The sequence below is a fragment of the Inquilinus ginsengisoli genome (genome assembly GCF_050434925.1).
Classification (GTDB): domain Bacteria; phylum Pseudomonadota; class Alphaproteobacteria; order DSM-16000; family Inquilinaceae; genus Inquilinus; species Inquilinus ginsengisoli_B.
The window spans coordinates 7,372,421-7,398,382 of record NZ_JBNDJK010000001.1 but is presented as its reverse complement, the minus strand read 5'-3'; the positions used below and the strand labels follow the sequence as shown (position 1 = coordinate 7,398,382).

Here is a 25,962-nt window from a genome sequence, read left to right as displayed (position 1 = left end):
GCAGAAGCATCGGTCCCGGCGCTGAGGCCATATCGGGCCTCGGACCGCTCGATTGCAAGCGTGGGGCAGCGGGCAACGTGCGTGCGAGCACGCGTGATCGTATTTCATTGCGGGTCCGGGTTTGACAGGTCGGGTGCCGGCCTCACGCGCTAACAGCGATAGCCAGCTTATATGCGTATCGGTGGTATCCTGTCCCCGCAACCGCCTTTGTTATAACTCGATCCACATCGAGATCTGATTCAAAGCCCCGCGCCAAAGAGGCGGAGCTCACACATTCCGATACTCCGGTCGCTCAATACGTTGCCCGGCCACCGGACAGGTCGAACACCGCGCCGGTGGTGAAGGAGTTCTCGGCGCTCACGAGCCAGGCGATCATCGCCGCGGCCTCCGCCAGCTCCAGAAACCGCCCGCGCGGGATGCGACTGAGCATGTACTTGATGTGGTCCGGCGCCTGAGCCATCGCACCGGGCGTCCGGGCGACCGCCGGGGTGACGCAGTTCACGGCGATGTCGTGCCCGGCCAGCTCCTTGCCCAGCGACTTGGTCATGGCGATGACCGCGGCCTTGGCCGAGCTGTAGGCGGACGCGTTCGGGTTGCCCTCTTTGCCGGCGATCGAGGCGACGTTGACGATGCGGCCGTAATTCTGGGCGATCATCACCGGCGCCACCGCCCGGCAGCAGTGGAAGGTGCCGTTGACGTCGACATCCAGCACGCTGCGCCAGGCGTCGAGCGGATACTCCGCCAGCGGCGCGTTCGGGCCGACGATGGCGGCGTTGTTCACCAGGATGTCGATGCGCCCCAGCGCCTCGACCGTCCCGGCCACCGCGGCCTGCACGCTGGCATAATCGGCGATGTCGACGCGCATCGCGAGGATGTCGTCCCGGCCGGTGGCGGCGGCGAGCTCGCGCTTCGCCGGCTCCAGCCCGTCGCCGTTGACGTCCCAGATGACGAGCCGGGCGCCGGAGCGCAGGAAGCGGTCGGCGATCTCGCGGCCGATGCCCTGGGCGCCGCCGGTGACCACGGCGACACGGCCGTCGAGATTGATCGAGTTGAGCTGCACGGAAGGACCTCTGGTGAAGGGATTGCGGTGCGGGCGCCGGCTCAGGCGTTGGCGCCCACGGTCTGGCCGGCCGTCGGCCGCCAGCGCATGAAGCGTTCCTCGAACAGCGACACCGCGGTGTCGAGCACGAGCGCGAAGACGGTCAGCAGCAGGATGCCGGCGATCACCGAGTTGATGTCGAACACCCCCTCGGCCAGCAGGATCAGGTAGCCGATGCCCTTCTCCGAGCCGAGATACTCGCCGACCACGCTGCCGACAAAGGCGATGCCGACGGCGTTGTGCAGGCTGGAGAACACCCAGCTCATCGCCGACGGAATGTAGACATGGCGCAGCAGCTCGCGCGAATTCGCGCCCAGCATCCGGGTGTTGGACAGCACCACCGGACTGACCTCGCGCACCCCCTGGTACACGTTGAAGAACACCACGAAGAACACCAGGGTCACGCCCAGCGCCACCTTGGACCAGATGCCGAGCCCGAACCACAGCGCGAAGATCGGCGCGAAGATCAGCCGCGGCATCGAGTTGAAGGCCTTGATGAACGGGTCGGTCACCGCGGCGAGGAACGGGTTGAGCGCGAGCCAGAGGCCGATGCCCAGGCCGAGGACCGTGCCGATGGCGAAGGCCAGCAGGGTTTCGAGAAGGGTGGTGTAGAGGTGCAGGAAGACCGAGCCGGTGGAGAACCAGATCCACAGGCGCCGCGCCACCCCCAGCGGATCGCCGAAGAAGAAGGTCGACAGCAGCCCGGTCGCGGTGGCCAGCCACCAGAGGAACAGGCAACCGAACAGCAGGGTCAGCCGGGTGGCCAGCACCAGCGTGTGGTTGCGAGGGTCAAGAGCGGTTGCGCGCATAGCTTTTCAGCACCTCCCCCTTCAGCACGTCCCAGATGGCGGCGTGCAACTGCAGGAACCGTTGCGTCATCCGGATCTCGGCGACCTGGCGCGGGCGCTCCAGGTCGATCTCGAACTCCGCGATCGGCCGCGTGCCCGGCCCGGCCGACAGCACCAGGACACGGTCGGACAGCGAGATCGCCTCCTCCAGATCGTGGGTCACGAACACGACCGACTTGCGGTCGGCCGACCAGATCTGCAGCAGCTCGTCCTCCATCAGCTGCCGGGTCTGGATGTCGAGCGCGCTGAACGGCTCATCCATCAGCAGGATGCGCGGGTTGAGCGCCAGCGCCTGGGCCAGGCCGGCGCGCTTGCGCATGCCGCCCGACAGCTGGTGCGGGTACTTCTTCCCATGCCCGTCCAGCCCGACCCGCACCAGCCACTCGCGGGCGATCTCGCGGGCCTCGGCCTTCGGCTTGCCATGGAACAGCAGGCCGGCGGCGACGTTGTCCTCCGCCGACTTCCACGGCATCAGCGCATCCACCTGGAACAGGTAGGACGCGTCCCGGTTCAGGCCCTGGGCCAGGGGCTGGCCGAACACGCTGAGCGTGCCGGAGGAGGGGCGCATCAGCCCCGCCGCCACGTTGAGCAAGGTGGACTTGCCGCAGCCGGTCGGCCCGACGACGGAGAGGAACTCGCCTTCCCGCACCGTCAGGCTCACGTCCCGCACGGCCGTATAGGTCTTGCCGGCGCCCTCGTTGCTGGCGAAGGTGCAGGTCACCCCGTCGAAGCGCAGCGCGTGCGGCGCGCTCTCCGCCACGGGCCGCTCGTCGATCTTGCGGGCCGCGACGCTCATGGGGCCCGGCCCGCGGCCTTGCCGGCGAAGCTGTTGTCATAGGTGGCGCCGAGGTCGATCGACGCCGACCCGATGCTGGGATCGAAGGCGGTCAGCACGTCGCGCACGGTCTGCGCGCCCTCGGCCGACAGCGTGCCGGTCTGCGACAGGCAGCGGCGGCTGTTCTCGAACGCCTTGGCGTAGAGGGCCTTGTCGTCGCCGACATATTCGGGCGGGACATTGTCGGCCACCTGCTGCGGCGTCGCCTGGGCGATCCAGTGCTCGGCGCGGACGATGGCGTTGGTCACCGCCTGCACCGTCTTCGGGTTCTCCTCGATGAAGACCTTGGTCGTGTACAGGCTCGATTCCGGATAGTCGGAGCCGAACACCGCCTTGTTGCCGGCTTCGGTGCGCATCTCGGCCAGCGGGATCAGGTCGCTGCTGTCCATCAGGATGGTGGCCGAGGGGTCGTTGACGATCAGCGCGTCGATCTGCCCGGCCCGGATCGCCGCCACGGCGCCGGCGGCCTGGCCGACGCCGATGATCGACACGTCTTCCGGCTGCAGCCCCGCCTTGTGCAGGATGTAGTTGAGCGCCATGTGGGTGCTCGATCCCGGCGCGCTGACGCCGACCCGCATCCCCTTCAGGTCGGCGACCGAGTGCACCTTGCCCTCGTTCTTCCTGGCGATGCCGAAGATCCAGGCGGGGCAGTTCACCTGGGCGGCGAAGGTGACCAGGTTCTGGCCCTTGGCGGCCATGGTGATGGTGTTGGAGTAGGCGCCGGCGACGACGTCCGTGCTGCCGCCCATCAACGCCTCCAGCGCCTTCGACCCGCCGGAGAAGGCGGCGATGGTGACGTCCAGCCCCTCATCCTTGAAGTAGCCGAGCTGCTTGGCCACCAGCATGGGCAGGTAGGTCATGCCGACCGAGGCGGCGCCGATATGGACCTCGGATTTCTCCGGCTGGTCCTGGGCGATCGCGGCCACCGGTCCCGATAGGACCAGGGCTGCGCACAGCGCAAGCGTGGTTCCGAGCTTCACCTGTTTTCCTCCATCTGTCGTGTTGTTGTTGCTTGATGTCTGGTGGCGTGCAGCTGGCTAGGCCGCCAAGGCCTGGACGACGGCGTCGCCCATCTCCTCGGTCCCCACCCGCCGGGTGCCGGGCTGGTGGATGTCGCCGGTGCGGTAGCCCTGTGCGAGGACAGAGCGGACAGCCCCTTCCACCCGCCGCGCCTGGTCCTCCAGGTCGAAGCTCTGGCGCAGCATCATCGCCAGCGACAGGATCGCGGCCAGCGGATTGGCCAGGTCCTTGCCGGCGATGTCGGGGGCCGAGCCGTGCACCGGCTCGTACAGGCCCTTGCGGTCGAGGCCGAGCGAGGCCGAGGGCAGCATGCCGATCGACCCGGTCAGCATCGCCGCCGCATCCGACAGGATGTCGCCGAACATGTTGCCGGTGACGATGACATCGAACTGCTTGGGATTCCGCATCAGCGCCATCGCCGCGGCGTCGATGAACAGATGCGACAGCTCCACATCGGGATAGTCCTGGCCGACGCGGGTCACCACTTCGCGCCACAGCTGCATCGCCTCCAGCACATTGGCCTTGTCGACCGAGCAGACCTTGCGCCGGCGCTGCCGGGCGGTGCGGAAGGCGACATGGGCGATGCGCTCTATCTCGGATTCCGAATAGCGCATGGTGTTGATGCCGACGCGCTCGCCCGAAGCGCGGGTCTCGATGCCGCGCGGCTTGCCGAAATAGACGTCGCCGTTCAGCTCGCGCAGGATCATGAGGTCCAGCCCGTCGACCACCTCCGGCTTCAGGGTCGAGGCGCCGATCAGCTCGGGGAACATGAAGGCGGGGCGGAAATTGGCGTAGAGGGTCAGCGCCTCGCGCAGCTGCAGCAGCCCGGTGCCCGGCCGGCGCTCGCGCGGGATGCTGGCCTCATCGGCGACGCCGGCGGCACCGAACAGGATCGCGTCGGACCGCCGGGCCAGGGCCAGGGTTTCGTCGGGCAGCGGCACGCCATGCGCATCGACGCCGGCCTGGCCAATCGGGGCCTCCTCCGTCTCGGCCTGGGGCGCCACCACCCGCAGCACCTTCTCCGCCTGGCGGACCACCTCGGGGCCGATGCCGTCGCCGGCCATGATCGCGATCTTCACGGACTCTCTCTCCTTGGTCTGGAACCGGGGGCGGCTAGAGGCTGCCGCCGTCATAGCTGCGCTCGAACGCGTCGATCCGGGCGGACTGCGCGAGCGTGTAGCCGAGCTCGTCGACGCCGTTGACGAGGCAGGATTTGGCGAAGGCCTCGATCTCGAAGGGGTGGCGGCCGCCGTCCGGCAGGACCACCTCCTGCGCCGGCAGGTCGACCGCCACCACAGCACCCGGCAAGGCCTCCAGCTGCGCCAGCAGCGGCGTCACCACCGCCTGCGGCAGCACGATCGGCAGCAGCCCGTTCTTCAGGCAGTTGTTGAAGAAGATGTCGCCGAAGCTGGGGGCGATCACGGCCCGGACGCCGTAGTCGTGCAGCGCCCAGACCGCATGCTCGCGGGAGGAGCCGCAGCCGAAGTTGCGGTCGGCGACCAGGATGCGGGCGGGGCGGTAGGCCGGGCGGTTGAGGATGAACTCCGCCACCTCCGACCCGTCCTTGCGGAAGCGGGATTCGGCGAACAGGAACCGCCCGAAATCCTCGGAGCGCAGCTTCTGCAGATACTGCGCCGGGATGATCTGGTCGGTGTCGCAATTGACCCGGGCGATCGGCACGGCCACGGCCTCGAGCCGTTCGAAGCGATCCATGCTCAGCCTCCCGCCAGCAGCCGGCGGACATCGGTCAGCCGGCCGGTCACCGCCGCCGCCGCCGCCATGGCCGGGCTCATCAGATGGGTGCGCGCGCCCGGCCCCTGCCGGCCGACGAAGTTGCGGTTGGAGGTCGAGGCGCAGCGCTGCCCCGGCGCCACCGTGTCGCCGTTGGTGGCCAGGCACATCGAGCAGCCGGCGAAGCGCCAGTCGAAGCCGGCCGCCGTGAAGATCCGGTCCAGCCCCTCGGCCTCGGCCTGCGCCTTGACCTGCTGCGACCCCGGCACAGCCCAGGCCTCGACCCCCGCCGCCACCTTGCGGCCGTCGACCACCGCCGCGGCGCTGCGCAGATCCTCGATCCGGCCATTGGTGCAGGAGCCGATGAACACCCGGTCGATGCCGATCTCCTCCAGCGCCGTGCCGGGGACCAGCCCCATATAGGCCAGCGCCCGCTCCATGCCGTCGCGTCGGCCGGCATCGGCAATCTCGGCGGGGTCGGGGATCCGGGCGGTGATCGGGGCGGCGTCCTCGGGCGTCGTGCCCCAGGTCACCATCGGGGCGATCGCGGCGGCGTCCAGCGCGACCTCGCGGTCGAAGGCGGCATCGTCATCCGATCGCAACGCCTGCCATTCCTGCACCGCCCGGTCCCAGGCGGCATCCTGCGGCGCGTAGGGTCGATCCGCCAGATAGGCGAAGGTGGTGTCGTCCGGCGCGATCATTCCGGCCCGGCCGCCGGCCTCGATCGACATGTTGCAGACCGTCAGGCGGCCTTCCATCGACAGCGCCCGGATGGCGCTGCCGGCATATTCCAGGACATGGCCTGCAGCACCGGCGACGCCGATCTCGGCGATGATCGCCAGGATGATGTCCTTGGCGGTCACGCCCGGCGCCAGCGCGCCATCGACCGAGACGCGCATGCGCCGCGGCCGGCGCTGCCACAGCGACTGTGTCGCCAGCACGTGCCCGACCTCGGTGGCACCGATGCCGAAGGCCAGCGCGCCGAGCGCGCCATGGGTCGAGGTGTGGCTGTCGGCGCAGACGATGGTCATGCCCGGCAGGCTCAAGCCCTGTTCCGGGCCGACCACATGGACGATGCCCTGGCGCGGGTCGCCGAGGCCGAACAGGGTGATGCCGGACTCCGCCGCGTCGCGCTCCAGCGCCTCGATCATGGCCCGGCGCTCGGGGTGGTTGATCGCCGCCATGTCCCGCCGGTGGGTCGGGACGTAATGGTCCGGCGTGCCGAAGATGCGGTGCGGCGCGCGGGGCTTCAGCCCGCGCTGGCGCAGCATGTCGAAGGCGGTGGCGGTGACGTCGTGGATGAAGTGGCGGTCGACGAACAGGAGGTCCTGGCCGTCCCCCCGCGTCATGATCCGATGCCGGTCCCAGATCTTGTCGAACAGGGTCTGCGGCGTGGTGCTCGCGTCCGGGCTCACGGCTTCCTTCCCATGCGGCGGCATCGTGAAGCGGCGGGTCTTCGGGACCGGTGCGCTTCGAGGCGTTGGCGGCTCGATTTCCACCATGCTGCCGCAGGCCGCGTCCGGTCCGGGAATCGTGATCGGCAAGCCTGCCATCGCGAACGGCGATGGCAGAGCTGCACGGATCTGTCACAGTGCCGGACGCCCATCGCCCGGCCGGCCCGCGGAGCGCGCCATGCAGTTCGACTTGCTGTCCCTGAAGCTGTTCGTCGCGGTCTGCGAGCACCGCAGCATCGCCCGTGCGGCCGAGGTCGAGCACATCGCGGCCTCGGCGGTCAGCAAGCGCATGTCGGATATGGAAAAGCGGATGGGGTCGCCGCTGTTCCACCGCAGCAACCGGGGGCTGGAGCTGACCTCCGCCGCCCATGCGCTGCTGCGCCACGCCCATATCGTGCTGCGCGACCTGATGCAGATGGAGCGCGAGCTGGTCGACCATGCCAAGGGCATGCGCGGCCAGATCCGCCTGCATGCGAGCGTCTCGACGATCGTGCAGTACCTGTCGAATGACCTGCGCGATTTCCTCGCCCTTCATCCGGCCATCCGCATCGACCTGGAGGAGGGGCTGAGCCGTGATGTCTGCCGGGCCGTGTCCGAGAACGCCGCCGATATCGGCATCTTCGGCGGGCCGCTGCTGTTCCCCGACCTGCGCATCCTGCCCTATCGCAGCGACCACCTCATGGTGCTGATGCCGAAGGATCATCCGCTATGCGGCGCGGAGAAGCTGACCTTCGCCGAGATCGCCCAATACGAACTGGTCGGGCCGCAGACCGGCAGCTATCTCGATTCCCTGGTCATGCGTGCGGCGGCCGAGCTCAGCCAGCCGCTGCGGCTGCGCATCCGGGTGAACGGATTCGAGCCGGCCCGGAGCATGGTCGAGGCCGGGCTCGGCATCGCCCTGGTCCCGGAGCTGCATGCCGCGCGCTACACTGAGACCGGACAGGTGGTGGCGGTGCGGCTCGACGAACCCTGGGGCCTGCGGCACTGGAAGATCTGCACGCGGGACGCGGCATCGCTGCCGCCGCCGGTTCAGGTCCTGGTCCAGCATCTGACCACGCGCGGGACGATCTAGGCGAGGCCATCGCCATCGGCGACGGCGGCCTTCCCGATGGCGTCGACAGCCGGCCGCGGGGACCGTGCACAGTTCCCTCCAAGATGGCCGGTGCCCCCGGGGGGTAACTCGCCGGCAACAACGGGAGGGTCTGATGAAGCGCATCGTCGCCATGTCCCTGTGCTCCGCGCTGCTGCTCGCCTGGACCGGCGCCCAGGCCGCGCCGGAGAAGACCGAGATCCACCTCGCCGCCGCAGGGGTGGGCTTCCCCTATCTGCCCTTCCTGGTCGCGGCGCAGCGCGGCTACTTCAAGGATGAGGGCCTCGACGTGCAGATCGGCGTGTTCGCCGGCGGCTCCAAGGCGCTGGAGGCGCTGATGGGCGGCAGTGCCGACATCGTCGCCGGTGCCTATTCGAACACGATCAGCATGGCGGCCAAGGGCCAGCCCCTGGTGTCCTTCGCCATCCAGGCGAACTGCCCGGACTGGGTGTTCGGGGTGACCCGGGAGAACCGGGACAAGATCAAGTCGATCGCCGACCTGAAGGGCAAGCGGATCGGCGTCAGCGCTCCGGGCTCCAGCTTCCACATGGGCGTCAACTACCTGCTGACCAAGGCCGGGGTGGATCCCGACGACGTTTCGATCGTCGGCATCGGCGCGTCCTCCGGCGCGGTCGCGGCGGCGAAGGCCGGGTTGGTCGACGCGCTGATGACCAATGATCCGGTGGCGACGATCCTGGAGGAGAGCGGCGACCTGACCCCGCTGATCGAGATGCGCAGCGAGGAGGGCAACCGCACGGCCTTCGGCGGCGACTATCCTGAGGCTGCGATCTACAGCACGCGGGAGTTCGTCGAGGCGAATCCGAACACCGTGCAGGCGGTGGCCAACGCGATCGTGCGGGCGGAGCGCTGGATGGCCGCGGCATCGCCGGAGCAGGTGGCCGAGAGCGTGCCGAAGGACTACATGGTCACCGACAAGGCGCTGTTCGTCCGGGCCTATTCGAAGCTCAGCCGTTGCCTCTCACGCGATGGCATGATGACCGCGGAATCCGCCGCCCTGGTGCGCGACGTGCTCGCAGCGTTCGACCCGGCCATCGCCGATGCGCAGATCGACCTGAACGCGACCTACGACAACCGCTTCGTGCAGAACTATGCTGCCAAAGCCGCGCAGCCCTGAAGCTACGGAGAAGCAGCATGCCGGATATCCGCGTCGTCGCCAGCGGGCTCCAGTTCCCGGAAGGACCGGTGGCTGAGGCCGACGGCTCCGTCCTGCTGGTCGAGATCCAGCGCGAGACCGTCAGCCGGGTCCGGCCCGACGGCACGGTCGAGGTCGTGGCGCAACTCGGCGGCGGGCCGAACGGCCTGGCGGTGGGGCCGGACGGCGCGCTCTATGTCTGCAACAATGGCGGTTTCCTGTTCCAGACCATCGCCGGCTACAACCGGACCCGCCGCGGCGTCCATCCGCACTACACCAGCGGCCGGATCGAGCGCCTCGATCTCGCCACCGGCGAGGTCCGCACCCTCTACGACCGTTGCGGCGACCATCCGTTGCGCGGCCCGAACGACATCGTCTTCGACCGCTCCGGCGGCTTCTACTTCACCGACTACGGCAAGCACCGCGAGCGCGACCGCGACCATGGCGGCCTGTACTATGCCCGATCCGACGGCTCCTACATCGTCGAGGTCGCCTATCCTATGGAGACGCCGAACGGCGTCGGCCTGTCGCCGGACGATTCGACCGTCTATGTCTCGGAGACCGAGACTGGTCGCCTCTGGGCGTTCGACCTTGAGGCGCCGGGGCAGCCGAAGCGGCAGCCGTTCCCGTCGCCGCATGGCGGCAGGCTGGTCTGCGGCCTGCCGGGCTACCAGCGCTTCGACAGCATGGCGGTCGATGCGCATGGCAACATCTGCGTCGCGACGCTGATCACCGGCTGTATCACCGTGATCGCGCCGGATGGCACCGTGCTGCGCCAAGTCGCGTTGCCGGATCCGATCGCCACCAACATCTGCTTCGGCGGGCCGGACCGGAGGACCGCCTACATCACCCTGTCCGGCATCGGGCAGTTGGTGGCGATGGAATGGCCCGAGCCGGGGCTCCCGTTGGCCTATTTCCGATAGCGTCGTGGCCGATCTGGATCAGTCGTACGACATCGCATCTGAGCGTAGTCGGTTGCGTGTCCGCGATTTGAACCTGCGAGAGCGATGGTTGAAATCGCGAGTATGGTTTGAAGCAACCACCGGCAGCGTGGAATGGCAGTCTGTCGCATCGGTGAGGATCCCCGGCGATGATCACCATCGCCAGCGGGCGCTATCATAGGGCTGTGGCGAAGACGTAGTTCTCATCTTTATCCACCATGGCTCGCCAGTTCGGTTCAACACTCAGTACCTCTGAGCCCGCGCTGGCGAAATCGCGGCCAGCTCCGCCAGCCGGTCCTTGAGAGCCGGATCCCTCAGGTCGACGATGCCGCTTTCGATCGCCTGATAGAGGCGCTTCAGCTTCGCTTCTGCTTTCGTTGTCCGCTGCGGAACGAGGCCGCCATGCTCCAGAACATGGCGCGCAACCTGGAGAGCCTCGATTTTCCTCGCTGCCCTCGATGCTCTCGGACCTCGAGCGGATTGGCGGGCTGATGGACGAGGCCCGGGGCTCGCCTTCCGGGTCGAGGCCGTCGAGGTGCGGTTCGATGAGATCTATCCGCAGCAATACGGGGCGGACACCACCGGCGAGCAGCTCGCCACCGATGCTCGCCCTACGGCGCGTTGCGACGATCTGTGCTCCGGCGCATCATCACCTCGGTGCCGACGTCGACGATGCGCTGATCAGGAGCTTTGCCCGAAAGAACCTCCCGGATCGTCGCGACCGCCGAGTGGCCGACGCGGTAGCGATAGGTGCGGACGCTCGACAGGCCCGGCTCCGCCGCCTCCATGAACTCCAGGTCGTTGAAGCCGGCGATGCCCATGTCATGGGGCACCCGGATGCCGCGCTGCAGGCATTCGAACAGCACGCCCAGCGCCAGGATGTCGTTGTTGCAGAACACGGCGTCGAGTGCCGGATCCGCGGCGAGCGCCCGCCGGAACAGCTCGCGTCCCAAAGCGGGCGTCGCGAATTCCAGCATCGGCCGGCCGGTCGCCGGGCTGACCCTGTCCGCCAGATGCGGCAGGGTCGTGTCCGAGATCGAATGCACCAGCTCCGGCCGGTGCAGCCCGGCCGCCGCCAGCGCCTTCTGGTAGCCGCCCCGGCGCCCGGCGGACCGGCTGTTCATCCAGCCGCTGAGGAAGGCGATGCGCGAATAGCCCTGGGCGATCAGGTGCTCGGTCATCCGCCGGCCGGCATCCTCATGCGAGAAGCCGATGATCCGGTCGATCGGATCGGGCGACAGGTCCATGATCTGGACCACGGGACAGCCGGCGGTCTCCAGCATCCGCCGGGCGTTCGCCGTCTGGTTGACGCCCGACACGATCATCGCCGACGGCTTCTGCCGCAGGAACAGGCCGACCAACCGCTCCTCCTCCCGTGGGTCGTAGCGGGTGTTGCCGACCTGGATCTGCAGCTCGGTGCCGTCGACGCCGTCATAGATGCCGCGCAGCACATCGGCGAACACCACCTGGGTCAGCGACGGCACCAGCGCGCCGATCACGCCGCTGCGGGTGGAGGCGAGGGCGCGGGCGCTGAGGTTGGGGACGTAGTTCAGCTCGCGGATGGCGTCGTTGACGATCCGCCGCAGCGATTCCGACACCCGGTGCGGCTCGCGCAGCACCCGGGACACGGTGATCATGCCGACACCGGCATAGGCCGCGACATCGGCCATGGTCGGAGTGCCGCCGCCGCGGCTCTTGCGAGGCTTCTCGGAAATGGTCGTCTCCTTCCGGTCCGTCGGCAGTATCGGGGTGGATTGCGGCCGAATTCAAGCTGCTCACCGTCCTGGCGGCCTCTGATCTGAAAGAATAAAATAATTCTCTGATCGGTATCTTGACTCTGCGAAAATGGCAGCGCTACCATCGACAGATCACAGGCAAAGACCCGCGGCAATCCTCATCAATTTGAGGAGGCGGACCTGTTTGCCTCAAAAAATCCGATGGGGAGGAACCTATGCCTTTCACCAGGCGGGACGTTCTCGGGGCATCGGCTGCGCTGCTGGGGGCGGGCCTGACGGGAACCCTCGGGACCAGGGCCTCCGCCCAGTCGACCGACACCATCCGCATCGCCTTCGCCGCGCGCAACAACCGCACGCTCGACCCCTCGAACTCGATCCAGGGGGCGGACAACTGGTCGATCGTGCACATCCACGACACGCTGGTGGCTTCGCCGAACGGCCGCTTCGCCGAGCGGCCGGAGGAGTTCGTGCCGCAGCTGGCCGAAAGCTGGACGATGTCGCCCGATGCCAGGACCTGGACCTTCAAGCTCCGCCAGGGTGTCCAGTTTCACAAGGGCTATGGCGAGCTGACCTCCGACGACGTGGTGTTCACGCTGAACCGCATGCGCGACCCGAAGCAGGTCGGCGGCAACAAGGTGCTGTACCAGAACATCACAGACGTGCAGCCGGACGGGAAATACGGGGTGACGATCTCGCTGCGCCAGCCCGACCCGCTGCTGCTCAGCGGCACCATCCAGGACTATTCCTGCGTCATCCTCTCCAGGAAAGCGGTGGAGGAGAAGGGCGAGGCGATCCAGCGCGACCCGGTCGGCACCGGCGCCTACCAGTTCGTCAGCATCGATCCCGACCCGTCCAAGGGCATCATGATGACGGCCAACCCGGATTATTTCGGTGGGGCGCCGGTCACCAAGAACCTGCAGGTGATTTACATCCTCGACACCACCTCGCGCACCCTGGCGCTGCTGTCGGGGGACGTGCACATGATCGAGGGCGTGCGCGCGCCGGGCTGGGTGCCGGCGATGCGGCAGAAGAACCCGAACCTGCTGTTCGACGTGGCCGCGCCGGGCAGCCTGTTCACCATGAGCTTCAACCTGACGCGCAAGCCGCTGGACGACCTGCGCGTCCGCCAGGCCTTCGCCCATGCCATCGACCGGGACGCCATCGTCGCCGCCATGACGCCGATCAGCCGCCGCACCTACGGCCTGAACGCGCCTGTCTTCCCCGGCGGCTACGCGGCGGACACGGTTCCGGAGGAGCTGCGCTACGCGTTCGATCCGGACAAGGCGAAGGCGCTGCTGGCCGAGGCCGGCTACCCCGACGGCTTCACTCTCGACGCCTATACCAGCCAGCGCGAGGACTACTCCGCCGCGATGCTGGTGGTGCAGGAGCAGATGCGCAATGTCGGCGTCGCCATCAACCTGCAGGTGATCGACCACACCACCTTCCACGCCAACAACCGCAAGGACATGAACGCGCTGCCGCAGAACTCGTCGGCCTATCCGCCGGTGCCGACGCTGCCGCTGGCCGACATCCTGTCCAAGGTGGCCGAGGTGAAGTCCGACGGCAGCGGCGGTGCCAACTACTCGCATTACGGCGTCGCCATTCCCGGCATCGACGACCTGCTCGACAAGGCGGGGAACGAGCCGGACTACGACAGGCGCCTGGCACTGATCCAGGAGGCCGAGCGCAAGGTGATGACCGACCTGCCGGTGCTGCCGATCGCCACCAACGGCTATCTCATCGCCCGCGATCCGCGGGTCTCGCTCGGCTACGAGGTGTCGTCCGGCTACGCCTATTGGCGGCTGGACAAGGCGAAGATCGCCTGAGGCGCCGTCCCTCGCCTGAGCCATGCTCCGAGAAGGAACGACCATGACCGAAACCGCCCTTCGCTCCGGCGGCGCCCCCGGCGACAGGCGCGTCCTCGCGCCGGGCACCTTCTGGTACGACACCATGCGCCGCGCGGGGCAGAACAACTTCAACGAGCGCGATCCCGAGACCCTCGATGTCGAGGCCTGGATCGACTACTGGAAGCGCCTGAAGATCGACACGCTGCTGCTGAGCGGCGGCGGCATCATGGCGTTCTACCCGACCCGGGTGCCGTACCATCACCGCAGCCGCTATCTCGGCGACCGCGACCTGTTCGGGGAGTTCGCCGCCGCGGCCAAGCGCGAAGGCATGCGGGTGGTGGCGCGGATGGATCCGAACTGGTGCTATGCCGACGGCGCCGAGGCCCATCCGGAATGGGTCGCGCGCACCGCCGACGGCAAGCCGGTGCACCATCCGGAGGTGCCGGAGCTGGTCCGCACCTGCATGTTCTCGACCTTCTATACGGAGCAGATGTCGGCGATCTATCGCGAGATGAACGCCCGCTACGACATCGACGGCTTCTTCACCAATGGCTGGCCCAGCACCAACCGCCGGCCGCATTGGTACAACACCGCGCACCAGCATCTGGCGGGGCTGCCGCCGCAGGAGTTCTACCGGATCTACGAGGACCGGGTGCTGGAGATCTGGAAGCTCTGGGACGCCGTCGCCAAGGAGCGGTCCCCGGAAAATGTCTATGTCGGCAATCTCGGCGGCGGCATCCGGGCGGTCACCGATGTCATGGAGATCGCCAAGGTCGCCGGCTGGTTCAACGCCGATCACCAGGGCCGCAACAACCAGACCCCGGTCTGGGACTGCGCCCAGCAGGGCCGCGTCGCCCATGCCGTGATGGACGGGCGGGCGGTGACCAACGTGACCGGCGGCTACGCCAATGCCGACCCGTTCTGGCGCCACACCACCAAGGCGCCGGAGGAAACGACGCTGTGGATGGCGCAGTCCACCGCCAGCGGCATGGTCCCCTGGTACCATTGGCTGGGCGGCGCGCCCGACGACCGGCGTTTCCGCCGCACCGGCGAGGCCTTCTTCAGCTGGCTGGCCCAGCATGAACGGCATTTCCGCAACACCGCGCCGGTGTCGAACCTCGCCGTCGTGTTCTCGCAGCGGACCAACGCCTTCTACCAGCCGCCCGGCGGCGGCGACGTCACCGACTACCTGCAGGGCTGGTACTACGCCCTGCTCGAGGCCCGCATCCCGTTCGAGTTCCTGCATGAGCAGAACCTGACGCCGGGGCGGCTGGAGAGGTTCTCTGCGGTCGTCCTGCCGAACACGGCGATGCTGTCCGACGCCCAGGCCAAGGCGGTCGAGGACTATGTCGCCGGCGGCGGCGCCGTGGTCGCGACCTTCGAAAGCGGCTGCTTCGACGAATGGGGCCATCGCCGCGGCACGCCGGCCCTGGCCCGGCTGTTCGGGGTCGATGTCGCCGGCCCGCCCTTCTCCGCCCCGCAGGGCGAGCACCGGCACCACCGGCGCGGGCATCTCGCGCGCATCGAGGGCGATCATCCGATCCTGTCCGGCTTCGGCGACACCACGCTGCTGCCCTATGGCGAGTTCCGGCTGCCGGTTGCGCCCGGCGGGGCGGGGCTGCTGAGCATCGTCGAGCCCTATGCCGCCTTCCCGCCGGAGATGGTCTACACCGACACGCCGAGGACGGAGGAGACCGCCCTCTCGGCGCGGCAGCACGGGCAGGGGCGGGTGGCCTGGTTCTCCGGCGACATCGACCGGTCCTTCTGGCTGTCGACCAATGGCGATCTCGCCCGGCTGATGGCGAATGCGGTGCGCTGGGCGCTCGACGGCCGTCAGCCGGTGCGCATCGAAGGGCAGGGGCTGGTCGACGTCTTCCCCTGGCGGACGCAGGACGGCTACGCCCTGCACATCCTCAACTACACCTCGCCGAACATGATGCGCGGCTGGGTGCGCGAGACCTATCCGCTCGGCCCGCAGACGGTGAGCTTCGAGGTCGCGCCGGGGCGGACGATCAAGGCGGTGGAGGCCCTGCGCGCCGGCCGCAGCGTGCCCTTCACCCAGACCGGCACCACCGTCCGCTTCACGCTCGACGGCATCGCCGACTACGAGGTCGCCGCGCTGAGCTGAGCGTGCGGCGACCGATCGACACCAGGACGGCACGAGGACCCCCATGGCTGCAGAGACTCCCGTTACCCTCCTCATGCCCGACACCGTCGCCGCCCCGGTCCACTGGGCGGCGGAGGAGCTGCTGCGCGCCCTGCGGCAGCGCGACGTTGAGGCCGCGATCGGCACGGCGCCCGAAGGCTTCACCATCCGCGTTGCCATGGGAGACGATCGCGACGCGTCGGCGGCGGCTTCCGCTGCGTCGGTGACGCTGCCGGAGACGGCGGAAGGCCTGGCGCTGCTGCGGGGGACGGACGGCATCGTCGCCTGGGGCTTCGACACCCGCGGCCTGGTCTATGCGCTGACCGAGCTGGCCGACCGTGTCCGTCATGCCGAGGGCGATCTGTTCGGCCCCGACCTGCCGCTGGTGGAGCGGCCCTCGGCCCGGATCCGCAGCATCGCCCGCCTGTTCTGCTCGGAGGAGGAGGACAAGGGCTGGTTCCACGACCGCCAGTTCTGGCACGACTACCTGTCGATGCTGGCCAGCCAGCGCTTCAACCGGTTCGCCCTGACCCTGGGCATGGGCTACAACTACCCCTACCACAACAACTTCATCCGCGACGTTTACTTCTACTTCCCATACCCGTTCCTGCTCGATCTCCCCGGCTACGGCGTCGACGTCAAGGAGCTGACGGCGGAGGAGCGCGAGGCCAATCTCGATACCCTGAAGTTCATCGCCCGCGAGACGGCGCGGCGCGGGCTCGACTTCCAGCTGGCGCTGTGGACCCAGCGCTATGATTTCGACGACGTCCCGAACGCCAACTACACCGTGCGCGGGGTCACCCGGGACAATCTGGCGCCCTATTGCCGCGACGCGATCACCGCGCTGCTGAAAGCGGTGCCGGAGATCACCGGCCTGACCTTCCGGGTGCATGTCGAGGGCGGCATCCCCGAGGGCGATTACGCGTTCTGGGAGCAGGCGTTCAAGGGCGTGGCCGCGGCCGGCCGGCCGGTCGAGATCGACATGCACGGCAAGGGCCTCGACCACGAGACCATTAGCCTCGCCCGCGCCTCCGGCATGCCGATCACCGCGTCGCCGAAATACATGGCCGAGCATATGGGCCTGCCCTACCACCAGTCGGCGATCCGGGAACGCGAATACCCGCCGGAGGTGGCGCGCAGCGAGCGTGAGCAGCTCAGCGAGGGATCGCGCAAGTTCCTGCGCTACAGCTATGGCGACCTGCTCAGCAAGGACCGCGACTGGAAGGTGCTGTACCGGATCTGGGCCGGCACCCAGCGCGTGCTGCTGTGGGGCGACCCGGCCTTCGCCGCCGGCTATGGCCGCAGTTCGACCTATTGCGGCTCGGACGGGGTGGAATGGTGCGAGCCCGGCTCGTTCAAGGGCCGCATGGGCACCGGCGTGCCCGGGCAACGCTTCCACTACCAGAAGCAGGGCCTGGCGACGAAATACGACTGGCAGAAGCACGCCTATCTGTACCGGGTCTGGGGCCGGTTGCTGTACAACCCGGAGGCCGATCGCGACGGCTGGATGCGCCATCTCCGCCGCACCTGCGGCGACGCCGCGGAGGCCTGCGAGACCGCCCTGTCGCTGGCCAGCCGGGTGCTGCCGCTGGTCAGCCTGACGCATGGGCCCTCGGCCTCGAACAACCATTACTGGCCGGAGATCTACACCAACCTCCCCGTCGGCGCGGTCGGCCATCACCAGGCGTATCGCCGCGACATGGACGGGCCGGTCCGCTTCGGCAACGCGCCGACCTTCGACCCGCAGCTCTTCGCCACGCCGCGGGAATTCGCCGAGGCGCTGCATGAGGGCCGCGTGGACCGGCGCTACTCGCCGCTCGACGTCGCCGACTGGCTGGAAAAGCTGGCGGAGGGCTGCGACACCGCGCTGGTGTCGCTCAAGGGCAGCAGCACCTTCGAGACGCCGGACGTCCAGCGCATCGTCATCGATGCCGGCATCCTGTCCGGCATCGCCCGGTTCTTCGCCCAGAAGTTCCGCGCCTCGACCTGGGTCGAGCTGTTCCTGCTGTCCAGAGCGGCGGTGACGCTGGACCGGGCCGAGGCCCATCTGAAGCGGGCGGTGCTGGCCTGGCAGGGCATCGCCGACATCGCCCGCGACATCTATCATGACGACCTCACCTACGGGCCGCAGAGCTGGCTGCGCGGCTCCTGGCAGCAGCGGCTGCGGGAGATCGAGATCGAGCTGACCGACCTGCAAGCGATGCGGTCGGAGGCGCCGCATGAGACGGTCCATCCCGACGATCGGACCAGGGCCGCGATCGCCCGGCTGCAGGGGCGGGTGCCGGTGCGCGGCCTGGCGGCGGGCGTCACCGCCTCGGCGATCTTCCGGCGCGGCGAGGCCCTGGCGGTGCGGGCTGACCTGGCGGAAGGCGGCGAGCCGGTGCTGCACTACCGCCACGTCAACCAGGCGGAGCGCTGGCGGACGATGCCGATGCGGCGGGGCGGCGACGGCTTCGCGGCGGTCATCCCGCCCGACTACACGGACTCGGCCTTCCACCTGCAGTTCTATGTCAGCGCGGTGGCCGGCGAGCGGGTGGTCCTGGCGCCTGGGTTGCGCGACGACCTCGCCAACGAGCCCTATCTCACGGCGCTGCAGGTGTGAGATGACGTTGGCCCGCCGCGCGATTTTGGTTCGAACGGATCCCCATTTTAATCCCCCCTCCCCTTGCGGGAGGGGGGCAGGGGGAGGGGGCTGCGCGCGTCCGCGCGCGAAAGGCTGGGAACCTCTCGGCCATCACATCGTGGCCTTTGGATCGACGCCAGAGCCGGCCGACAGAACCCCCTCCCCCTATCCCCCTCCCGCGAGGGGAGGGGGGACGCAAGAAAGAACGAGATGTAGTTCCTGCAGGCCGGCGGCTCCGTTCCGCCGTCCCCTCTCAGCCCGCCGTGGTCTTCCGCACGATCAGCTCGCCCGGCAGCAGATGGACATTGGTCCCGGCCGGTTCCGCCTTGCCGGTCACCAGCTGCACTGTGCGCTCGACCATCGCGTCGAGGGGCTGGCGGAAGGTGGTCAGCGAATAGCGCGGCCATGCGGCCATGGCGATATCGTCGAAGCCCGCGACCGCGATGTCGCCGGGCACGGACAGGCCGATCTCGTCGCGCAGCGCGTCGACGCCGCCGATCGCCAGGATGTCGTTGGCGAAGAAGATCGCCTCGGGGCGGCCGGTGCGGGCGACCTCGAGCGCCGCGCGGTAGCCGGCCTCGTAGCTGTACTCGCCGCCGGCGGCGGAGGCGGTCAGGGTCATGCCCAGCTCAGCAAGGCGGGCAATGAAGGCGTGCTGCCGCTCGAGATTGGCGCTGGCATGCGGCACGCCGGCCACGAACGCCACCCGGCGATGGCCCAGCGCGTGGAAATGGTCGGCGATGGCGCGGGCGCCCTCGGCATTGTTGCAGCACACGCTGGTCAGGCTCGAATCCGGCACCGTGCGGTTGATCATGATAGTCGTCCGGCCCTCGGTCGCCCAGGTCAGCGCCGCGCCGGAGAGGGGGGCGGCCGAGACGATGACGACGGCGTCGACGCTGTACTGCCGCAGGGCCGCCAGCTGCTGCCGGATGTCGGCGCCATGGGTCAGGTTGAACAGCAGGCTCTGCTGCCCGACCTGTTGCAGGCCGCGCGACAGCTTCTCGATCAGCACCGGGTAGAACGGGTTCTGCATCGCCGAGACGACGATGCCGACGATGTTGCTGCGCCGCTTCGACAGGGTGCTGGCGATGGCGTTGGGGCTGTAGCCCAGGCTGTCCGCCATGGTCAGGATGCGCTGCCGCATCTCGCTCGAGATCGAGGCGCCGGGCGTGTAGGCGCGCGAGACCGCGGACTGGCTGACGCCGATCAACCGGGCCAGCTGGCGCGCGGTGATCGGTTTGCGCAGGTCTCCGGAACTCAAGGTCGCTTCCCCTCGCTGTCGCCGGCCGCAGCCATAGCACGGGCGCGGGCGGAATCGCGCCCCGGCCGTGATCGCCTGCAGCACTCTACGGAGGTGTTGCATACGGATGCAAGACTCGATACCGTCCCGGTCAAACAGAGAGCCGGGGAGGCAGCGTCGCCATGTCAGCACTGACCGGCCTGAGCGTCATCGACCTGTCCGAAACCGTCGGCGGGCAGTACTGCGCCAGGCTGCTGGCCGATTCCGGCGCGGAGGTCGTGCTGGTCGAGCCGCCGCAGGGATCGGCCCTGCGCCGCATGCCGCCGCTCTCGATGAAGGACAGCCGAGAGTCGCTGCTGTTCTTCCACCTCAATACAGGCAAGCGCTCGGTCAGCCTCGACCGGAGCAGCACCGCCGGGCGCGAGGCCCTGGACGGGCTGCTGCGCCGCGCCGATGTCGCGATCCTGCCACCGGGGGGCAAGCTGCGCGATGTGCTCGATCTCAATCCGCGCTGCGTCGCCGCGGTGGTCAGCGCCTTCGGTGCCGACGGGCCGCTCGCCGCGTGGAAGGGGCCGGAGATCGTGCTGCAGGCCCTGTCGGGCATGATGCACAACAACGGCGCCCATGGCCGCGAGCCGCTCCATGGCTGCGGCCGCCGCGCCTCCTTCGCCGCCGGCCTCGCCGCCTATGTCGGCGTCACCGCAGCCCTGTTCGCCCGCGAGCGCAGCGGGCTGGGCCAGACCGTCACCGTGGACGAGGCCGAGACCGCCGCGGCGATGTGCTTCCCCTATGTGCTGCAGCACATCTACAACGGCACGGTGAAGGGCCGGGGCGACCCGAACATCCCGGCCGGCCAGGTGCGCTGCCGCGACGGCTGGGTCTGCATCTGGATCTACAATCACCGCTGGAGCGCGGTCTGCCGGGCGCTCGGGCTCGAGCATGTCGAGCGCGACGAGCGCTTCGCCACACCGATCCCGCGCCGCGCCCATTGGGCGGAGCTGTTCGCGATCATCCAGGACAAGGTCGCGGATCTCAGCGCCGAAGACCTTGTCGCCACGCTGCAGCAGGAAGAGGTGATCGCCGCCAAGGCCTATCGCCCGACCGAGCTGCGCGGCAGCGCCCATCTCGCCGCGCGTGGCTATTGGGAGGCGGTGGAGGGGCGGCCGATCCTCGGGCCGCCTTGGCGGCTGAGCCGCACGCCACGCCGGGTCCGCTCGAGCGCGCCGCAACTCGGTTCCGACAATGGCTGGAGACCAGCGTCGGCGGCCATACCGCCGGGGGCCGGCGCCGTCCCAGCAGCAGCCGGTCCGCTGGCGGGCCTGCGCGTGCTCGAGCTGACGACGGCCTGGGCCGGGCCGATGGCGGGGCGGGTGCTGGGCTTCCTCGGGGCCGAGCCGATCCATGTCGAATCCCCGACCCGGGTCAACTCCTGGCGCCTGAACAAGGAGGTGCCGAACCCGGTCAACTTCCCGGACGGCGTCCCCGGCGACCGGCCCTATGACCGCGCCTTCCACTTCAACTCGCAGAACGTCAACAAGCTGTCCTGCATCCTCGACCTGAAGACGGGGGAGGGGCGCGACATCATCCGCCGCCTTGCGGCGGTCAGCGACGTGGTGATCTGCAACTTCCGGCCCGGCACGCTGGCCAGGCTGGGGCTCGACTACGACAGCCTGCGTCGGATCAAGCCGGACATCATCGTGGCTGAGCTGCCGGCCTTCGGCGCCGACGGGCCGATGGCGCGCTACGCCGCGCTGGGCCCGACCATGGAGATGTCGACCGGCATGTCCAGCATGATCGGCTATCCGGACGGCCAGCCCGAAACCACCGGCCCCTCCTATCTCGACCCGATCGGCGGGTTCAACGCCGCGGCTGCCATCCTGACGGCGTTGCTGCACCGGCAGCGGACCGGCGAGGGGCAGTACATCGAGGTGCCGCAGGTCGAGGCTGCGATGCAGCTGATCGGGCCGGAGCTGCTGGCGGCGATCGAATCCGGCCGGGACCCCGCGCCGAACGGCAACCGCTCGGCCTATGCCGCGCCGCACGACGCCTTTCCGGCGCGGGGCGACGACCAGTGGGTGGCGATCGCGGCCGGGACCGAGGCGGAGTGGCAGGCGCTGTGCGGCGTGGTGGGGCAGGCCGGCCTCGCCGCCGATCCGCGCTTCGCCACGCTGGCGGCACGGCAGCAGAACATCGAGGCGCTGACCGCGATCATTGCCGACTGGACCCGGAGCCAGGACAAGCATGCGGTCGCGGCGCGGCTGCAGGCGGCTGGCGTTCCCGCGGCGCCGGTGCAGACTCCGCACGACTTGGCGCGCAGCGAGTACCTGGCGCATCGCGGCTTCTTCACGGTGCTGGAGCATCCCGACGCCGGCCGCCACCCGCATCCCGGCCTGCCGATCCATCTCGACGCCACGCCGGGCAGCCAGCGCCGGGCTGCGCCGCGCTTCGGTGCCGACAACCACCGCGTGCTGCGCGACATCCTCGGCTTGACGCCGGCGGAGATCGCGGCGGTCGAGGCCAGCGGCGCGATGGCGACCGAACCCCGGCCGGGAGCCTGACCATGGCCGATTTCCCCCGCACGCTGCGCATCCCGATCCGCCTCGACGACGATCCCGGCTATCGCGGGTCGGTGCATGACGATGCGGTGGCGCGGCGCATGGGCTTCAAGGCGGCGCTGGTGCCGGGGGCCTTCGTCTACGGCCATATCAGCCGCATCGCCGTCGACGCCTGGGGTGTCGATTGGCTGCGGCACGGCCTGATGGGCGCGCGGTTCCGCCGGCCGGTCTATGATGGCGACGTGCTCACGGCCGAGGTCTCGGCCCTGGCGGACACCGGCGCGGACCGGCGATCCGAGGTCAGCCTGCGCAACGAGAGCGGCGAGGAGGTCGCGACCGGCTGGGTGGGAATGCCGCTCGAGGATCCGGCGCCTCCACCGGTGGCGGACTGCCCGGTCCTGCCGCTGCCGGATCCGCCGCAAGCGATCGAGCCCGGCGGCATGGCAATCGGGACGCGCCTCGGCTCGCGCAACGCGGTGCTGACCGATGAGGAGTTCCGCCGTTCGCTCGCCGCCTTCGACGAGCGCCACCCGCTGTACCTCGCCGGCGGCTTGGTCCATTCCGGCTGCCTGATCCGGCGGACCATGTTCGACGCCAACCGCAGCTTCCGCTTCCCGGCGCCGGTGGTGTTCGTGTCCGGCGAGGCCCAGCATTTCGCGCCGGTGTCCCCCGGCCAACGGCTCGCCACCTCCGGCACCGTCACCGCCGCCTATGAGCGGAAGGGCCGGCACTATTTCGAGACCGAGGAGCTCCTGGTGGTCGACGGCGCCCGGGTGGCGGCGCGGTTCCGCCGCACCTCGATCTATGCGTGACCATCCGGGTGCAGCGGTGTTGCATACGGATGCAAATAGAGTAAGGTAAACCAACTCGACGCGGGAGCGAAACTGTGGCCCCAAGCGCGAAGATCAGATCGGTCGAAGCCTTCCAGGTCAGCTGGCAGCCCGGCGACCCGCCCGGCCGCCGCAGCGCCCTGGTGCGGATCGCGACGCAAGACGGCGTGGTCGGCTGGGGCGAGGCCTCGCCGATGCAGGGTGGAGAGCACTCGATCGGCATCATCGAGCGCGACCTGGCGCCGGGGCTGGTCGGCGCCGACGCCTTCGACACCGGGGTGCTGTACGACCGGCAGCTCCACCGCAACATCAAGCTGGGGCCGGAAGGGGCGCTGACCGGCGCGCTGGCCGCGGTCGACATCGCGCTGTGGGACATCAAGGGCAAGACGCTCGGCCTGCCGGTGCACAAGCTGCTCGGCGGCGCCTGGCGGGCCGACGTGCCGTTCTACGCGTCGATCGGCGGCAATGCCGGGCGCACGGTGGACGAGACGGTGCGGGTGGTCGAGGCGCGCTGGCGGCGCGAGACGCCGGCGGCGATCAAGATCCGCCGCGACGGCGACCGCTCGCTGCTCGACCTCGACATCCCCGGCGACATCGCCAAGGCCCGGGCCGTGCGCCAGCTGGTCGGCGACAGCTTCCCCTTGGCCTTCGACGCCAACAACGGCTACTCGGTCGGCGGCGCCATGCGGGTCGGCCGCGCGCTGGAGGAGCTCGGCTACGTCTGGTTCGAGGAGCCGGTGCAGCACTACGACGTGCGCGGCATGGGCGAGGTGGCGCAGCGGCTGGACATCACCGTCTCGGCGGCGGAGCAGACCTACACGCTGCAGGCGCTGGTCGACATGATCCATGCCGGGGTGCGCATGGTGCAGCCCGACATCGTCAAGATGGGCGGCATCACCGGGCTGATGCAATGCGCCGCGATCTGCCATGCCCATGGGGTCGAGCTGGTGCCGCACCAGACCCAGCCCACCATCGGCCATGTCGCCAACCTGCATGTGCTGGCGGCGCTGATGCATCTGACCAAGCCGGCGGAATACGCCGACGCGTCCGGCCGGATGGATATCGGGTTCAAGGACCCGCCGCGGCCGGTGGACGGCCGCTTCGCGGTGCCGCAGGGCCCGGGGCTCGGGCTCGAGGTCGACGAGGCGGAAATCAACAAGCGGCGCTGAAAGCGGTACGCGCGGGCGCCGATAAGCGACAGGGGAGACGGCCATGGGATTCAGCAGGCGAAATGTGCTTCGGCTCGGCGTCGCGACCGCGGCGCTGGCGGGCTTCGGCGGCGCCCGGGCGCAGGATGCGTCCCAGAACGCGGATGTGATCCGCATGGGCATCGCCGCGAAAGGGCCGCGCTACAGCGACCCGAACCTGACGACCCAGGGCTCCGACAACTGGGCGACCGAGCAGATCTACGAGCAGCTGGTCCGCCCGGAGGACGGCACCTTCGCGATCAAGCCGGAGGAGTTCCTGCCGACGCTGGCGACCAGCTGGACCTCGTCGCCGGACGCCAAGACCTGGACCTTCCAGCTGCGCCAGGGGGTGCAGTTCCACAAGGGCTTCGGCGAGATGACCTCGGAGGACGTGGTCTACTCGTTCAAACGGGCGATGGCCTCGGGTACCAACGTCACGATCCTGTCGAACATCGCCGATGTCGTGGCGAACGGCCCCTATCAGGTTACCATCACCCTGAAGAGCCCGGACGCGCTGTTCCTCGGCACCTCGGTGTTCAACAACAACACCTCGATCGTTAGCAAGAAGGCGGCCGAGCAGATGGGCGAGGCCTTCGGCACCGATGCCGTCGGCACCGGCCCCTACGAGCTGGTGAAGTTCGACACCCAGGTCGGCACGGTGATGAAGCGCCATGATGGCTATTGGGGCCCGAAGGCCAAGATCAGCACCGTCGAATGCGTCTATATCGCCGACACCTCGGCGCGGACGCTGGCCCTGCTGTCCGGCAACATCGACATCATGGAGGCGGTGCGCGCCCCGGGCTGGGTCGCCTCGATGCAGCAGCGCGACCCGACGCTGAAGATCGACATGACGGTGCCGGGGTCGTTCAACACCCTGCACATCAACCTGACCCGCAAGCCATTCGACGACCTGAAGGTGCGGCAGGCGCTGATGCATGCGATCGACCGGCCGGCGGTGGCCCAGGCGCTGGCGCCGATGGGCGGGACCATGGCGGGGCTGCAGCCCGATTTCTTCCCGGCCGGCTTCAAGACCGAGGATCTGCCGGAGGAGCTGCGCTACCCCTACGACCCGGACAAGGCGAAGGCGCTGCTGGCCGAGGCGGGGTTCCCGGACGGGATCAGCTTCCCGTCGCTGTGCAGCCAGCGCGAGGATTATGCCTCGACCATGCTGATCGTGCAGGAACAGATCCGCCTGGCCGGCTTCAACATGGATCTCAGGATCGGGGATCACACCGCCTATCACGCCGACAACCGGTCGGACAAGAACACCCTGGCGATGCATTCCTCGAGCTACCCGCCGATCCCGACCCAGCTGTATTTCCAGCAGCTGTCGAAGCAATCCGAGGTCAAGTCGGACGGCAAGGGCGGCGGCAACTACAGCCATTACGGCGTGGTCATGCCGGGCATCGACGACCTGCTGGCCCAGGCCCTGGCGGCGACCGACTTCGCGACCTATGACGGCATCTGCCGCAAGATCGAGCTGCAGGTGCTGCGCGACCTGCCGCTGATCGGCCTGTCCACCCTGTCCTTCACCACCGCGCGCCGGGGCAATGTCGATCTCGGCTATCCGGTGAAGAGCGGCTATGCGCGCTGGCGCTTCCACCGGGCGACCAAGACCGTCGTCTGA

Annotated in this window: 19 protein-coding genes; 10 read left to right on the top strand and 9 right to left on the bottom strand. The window is 69.0% G+C overall.

What is annotated here, in order from left to right:
- Positions 1 to 292: 292 nt before the first annotated feature.
- The 7 genes from QFZ27_RS34625 to leuC are packed head-to-tail and all read right to left on the bottom strand — an operon-like array spanning position 293 to position 6,948.
- Positions 293 to 1,060 carry an SDR family NAD(P)-dependent oxidoreductase gene (locus tag QFZ27_RS34625; RefSeq protein WP_429231123.1) on the bottom strand — a complete coding sequence of 256 codons (768 nt, stop codon included), beginning with the start codon at positions 1,058 to 1,060 and terminating at the stop codon, positions 293 to 295.
- A 41-nt stretch (positions 1,061 to 1,101) separates the two neighbouring features.
- Complete coding sequence (locus QFZ27_RS34620) at positions 1,102 to 1,908, bottom strand: ABC transporter permease (RefSeq protein ID WP_429231121.1); 807 nt, start codon at positions 1,906 to 1,908, stop codon at positions 1,102 to 1,104.
- A complete protein-coding gene (locus QFZ27_RS34615) occupies positions 1,889 to 2,743 on the bottom strand; it encodes an ABC transporter ATP-binding protein (protein WP_429231120.1) in 855 nt (284 codons plus the stop codon). Before QFZ27_RS34615 ends, QFZ27_RS34620 begins: the two co-directional genes overlap by 20 nt.
- Entirely contained in the window at positions 2,740 to 3,762 is a 1,023-nt protein-coding gene (locus QFZ27_RS34610; RefSeq protein ID WP_429231119.1) for an ABC transporter substrate-binding protein, read from the bottom strand. Before QFZ27_RS34610 ends, QFZ27_RS34615 begins: the two co-directional genes overlap by 4 nt.
- Positions 3,763 to 3,819: 57 nt before the next feature.
- Complete coding sequence (gene leuB / locus QFZ27_RS34605; RefSeq protein ID WP_429231117.1) at positions 3,820 to 4,935, bottom strand: 3-isopropylmalate dehydrogenase; 1,116 nt, start codon at positions 4,933 to 4,935, stop codon at positions 3,820 to 3,822.
- Complete coding sequence (leuD, locus tag QFZ27_RS34600; protein WP_429231115.1) at positions 4,916 to 5,515, bottom strand: 3-isopropylmalate dehydratase small subunit; 600 nt, start codon at positions 5,513 to 5,515, stop codon at positions 4,916 to 4,918. Before leuD ends, leuB begins: the two co-directional genes overlap by 20 nt.
- A 2-nt stretch (positions 5,516 to 5,517) precedes the next feature.
- Positions 5,518 to 6,948: a 3-isopropylmalate dehydratase large subunit gene (gene leuC / locus QFZ27_RS34595; protein ID WP_429231113.1), complete on the bottom strand. Its 1,431-nt coding sequence runs from the start codon at positions 6,946 to 6,948 to the stop codon at positions 5,518 to 5,520.
- 217 nt (positions 6,949 to 7,165) lie between these two features.
- Here leuC and QFZ27_RS34590 point away from each other — a divergent pair, with 217 nt between their 5' ends.
- From QFZ27_RS34590 to QFZ27_RS34580, 3 genes are all read left to right on the top strand, one after another.
- Positions 7,166 to 8,059 carry a LysR family transcriptional regulator gene (locus QFZ27_RS34590; protein WP_429231111.1) on the top strand — a complete coding sequence of 298 codons (894 nt, stop codon included), beginning with the start codon at positions 7,166 to 7,168 and terminating at the stop codon, positions 8,057 to 8,059.
- Between the two features lie 133 nt (positions 8,060 to 8,192).
- The gene (locus QFZ27_RS34585; RefSeq protein WP_429231109.1) at positions 8,193 to 9,212 is read left to right on the top strand and encodes an ABC transporter substrate-binding protein; all 1,020 of its coding nucleotides are present in this window, start codon (positions 8,193 to 8,195) and stop codon (positions 9,210 to 9,212) included.
- A 17-nt stretch (positions 9,213 to 9,229) separates the two neighbouring features.
- Positions 9,230 to 10,153: an SMP-30/gluconolactonase/LRE family protein gene (locus QFZ27_RS34580; RefSeq protein WP_429231107.1), complete on the top strand. Its 924-nt coding sequence runs from the start codon at positions 9,230 to 9,232 to the stop codon at positions 10,151 to 10,153.
- Positions 10,154 to 10,782: 629 nt separating this feature from the next.
- Here the strand turns inward: QFZ27_RS34580 and QFZ27_RS34575 are convergent.
- Complete coding sequence (locus QFZ27_RS34575) at positions 10,783 to 11,841, bottom strand: LacI family DNA-binding transcriptional regulator (protein WP_429231105.1); 1,059 nt, start codon at positions 11,839 to 11,841, stop codon at positions 10,783 to 10,785.
- Positions 11,842 to 12,122: 281 nt separating this feature from the next.
- Here QFZ27_RS34575 and QFZ27_RS34570 point away from each other — a divergent pair, with 281 nt between their 5' ends.
- The 3 genes from QFZ27_RS34570 to QFZ27_RS34560 are packed head-to-tail and all read left to right on the top strand — an operon-like array spanning position 12,123 to position 18,502.
- Entirely contained in the window at positions 12,123 to 13,733 is a 1,611-nt protein-coding gene (locus QFZ27_RS34570) for an ABC transporter substrate-binding protein (protein WP_429231103.1), read from the top strand.
- A 43-nt stretch (positions 13,734 to 13,776) separates the two neighbouring features.
- Entirely contained in the window at positions 13,777 to 15,882 is a 2,106-nt protein-coding gene (locus tag QFZ27_RS34565) for a beta-galactosidase trimerization domain-containing protein (protein ID WP_429231101.1), read from the top strand.
- Between the two features lie 43 nt (positions 15,883 to 15,925).
- Positions 15,926 to 18,502 (top strand): hypothetical protein, encoded by a 2,577-nt coding sequence (locus tag QFZ27_RS34560; RefSeq protein ID WP_429231099.1) that lies wholly within the window; start codon positions 15,926 to 15,928, stop codon positions 18,500 to 18,502.
- A 274-nt stretch (positions 18,503 to 18,776) separates the two neighbouring features.
- Here the strand turns inward: QFZ27_RS34560 and QFZ27_RS34555 are convergent, their stop codons facing one another.
- Complete coding sequence (locus QFZ27_RS34555) at positions 18,777 to 19,784, bottom strand: LacI family DNA-binding transcriptional regulator (protein WP_429231097.1); 1,008 nt, start codon at positions 19,782 to 19,784, stop codon at positions 18,777 to 18,779.
- A gap of 161 nt (positions 19,785 to 19,945) precedes the next feature.
- On the opposite strand from QFZ27_RS34555, the gene QFZ27_RS34550 reads away from it, so the two are divergent.
- The 4 genes from QFZ27_RS34550 to QFZ27_RS34535 all read left to right on the top strand — a co-directional run bounded on the left by QFZ27_RS34550 (position 19,946) and on the right by QFZ27_RS34535 (position 25,962).
- The gene (locus tag QFZ27_RS34550; protein ID WP_429231095.1) at positions 19,946 to 22,321 is read left to right on the top strand and encodes a CaiB/BaiF CoA transferase family protein; all 2,376 of its coding nucleotides are present in this window, start codon (positions 19,946 to 19,948) and stop codon (positions 22,319 to 22,321) included.
- Between the two features lie 2 nt (positions 22,322 to 22,323).
- Positions 22,324 to 23,130 carry a MaoC family dehydratase gene (locus tag QFZ27_RS34545; RefSeq protein ID WP_429231094.1) on the top strand — a complete coding sequence of 269 codons (807 nt, stop codon included), beginning with the start codon at positions 22,324 to 22,326 and terminating at the stop codon, positions 23,128 to 23,130.
- A 74-nt stretch (positions 23,131 to 23,204) separates the two neighbouring features.
- Positions 23,205 to 24,317: a mandelate racemase/muconate lactonizing enzyme family protein gene (locus QFZ27_RS34540; RefSeq protein ID WP_429231092.1), complete on the top strand. Its 1,113-nt coding sequence runs from the start codon at positions 23,205 to 23,207 to the stop codon at positions 24,315 to 24,317.
- Between the two features lie 43 nt (positions 24,318 to 24,360).
- On the top strand, positions 24,361 to 25,962 hold the full coding sequence (locus tag QFZ27_RS34535; protein WP_429231090.1) for an ABC transporter substrate-binding protein: 1,602 nt from the start codon (positions 24,361 to 24,363) through the stop codon (positions 25,960 to 25,962).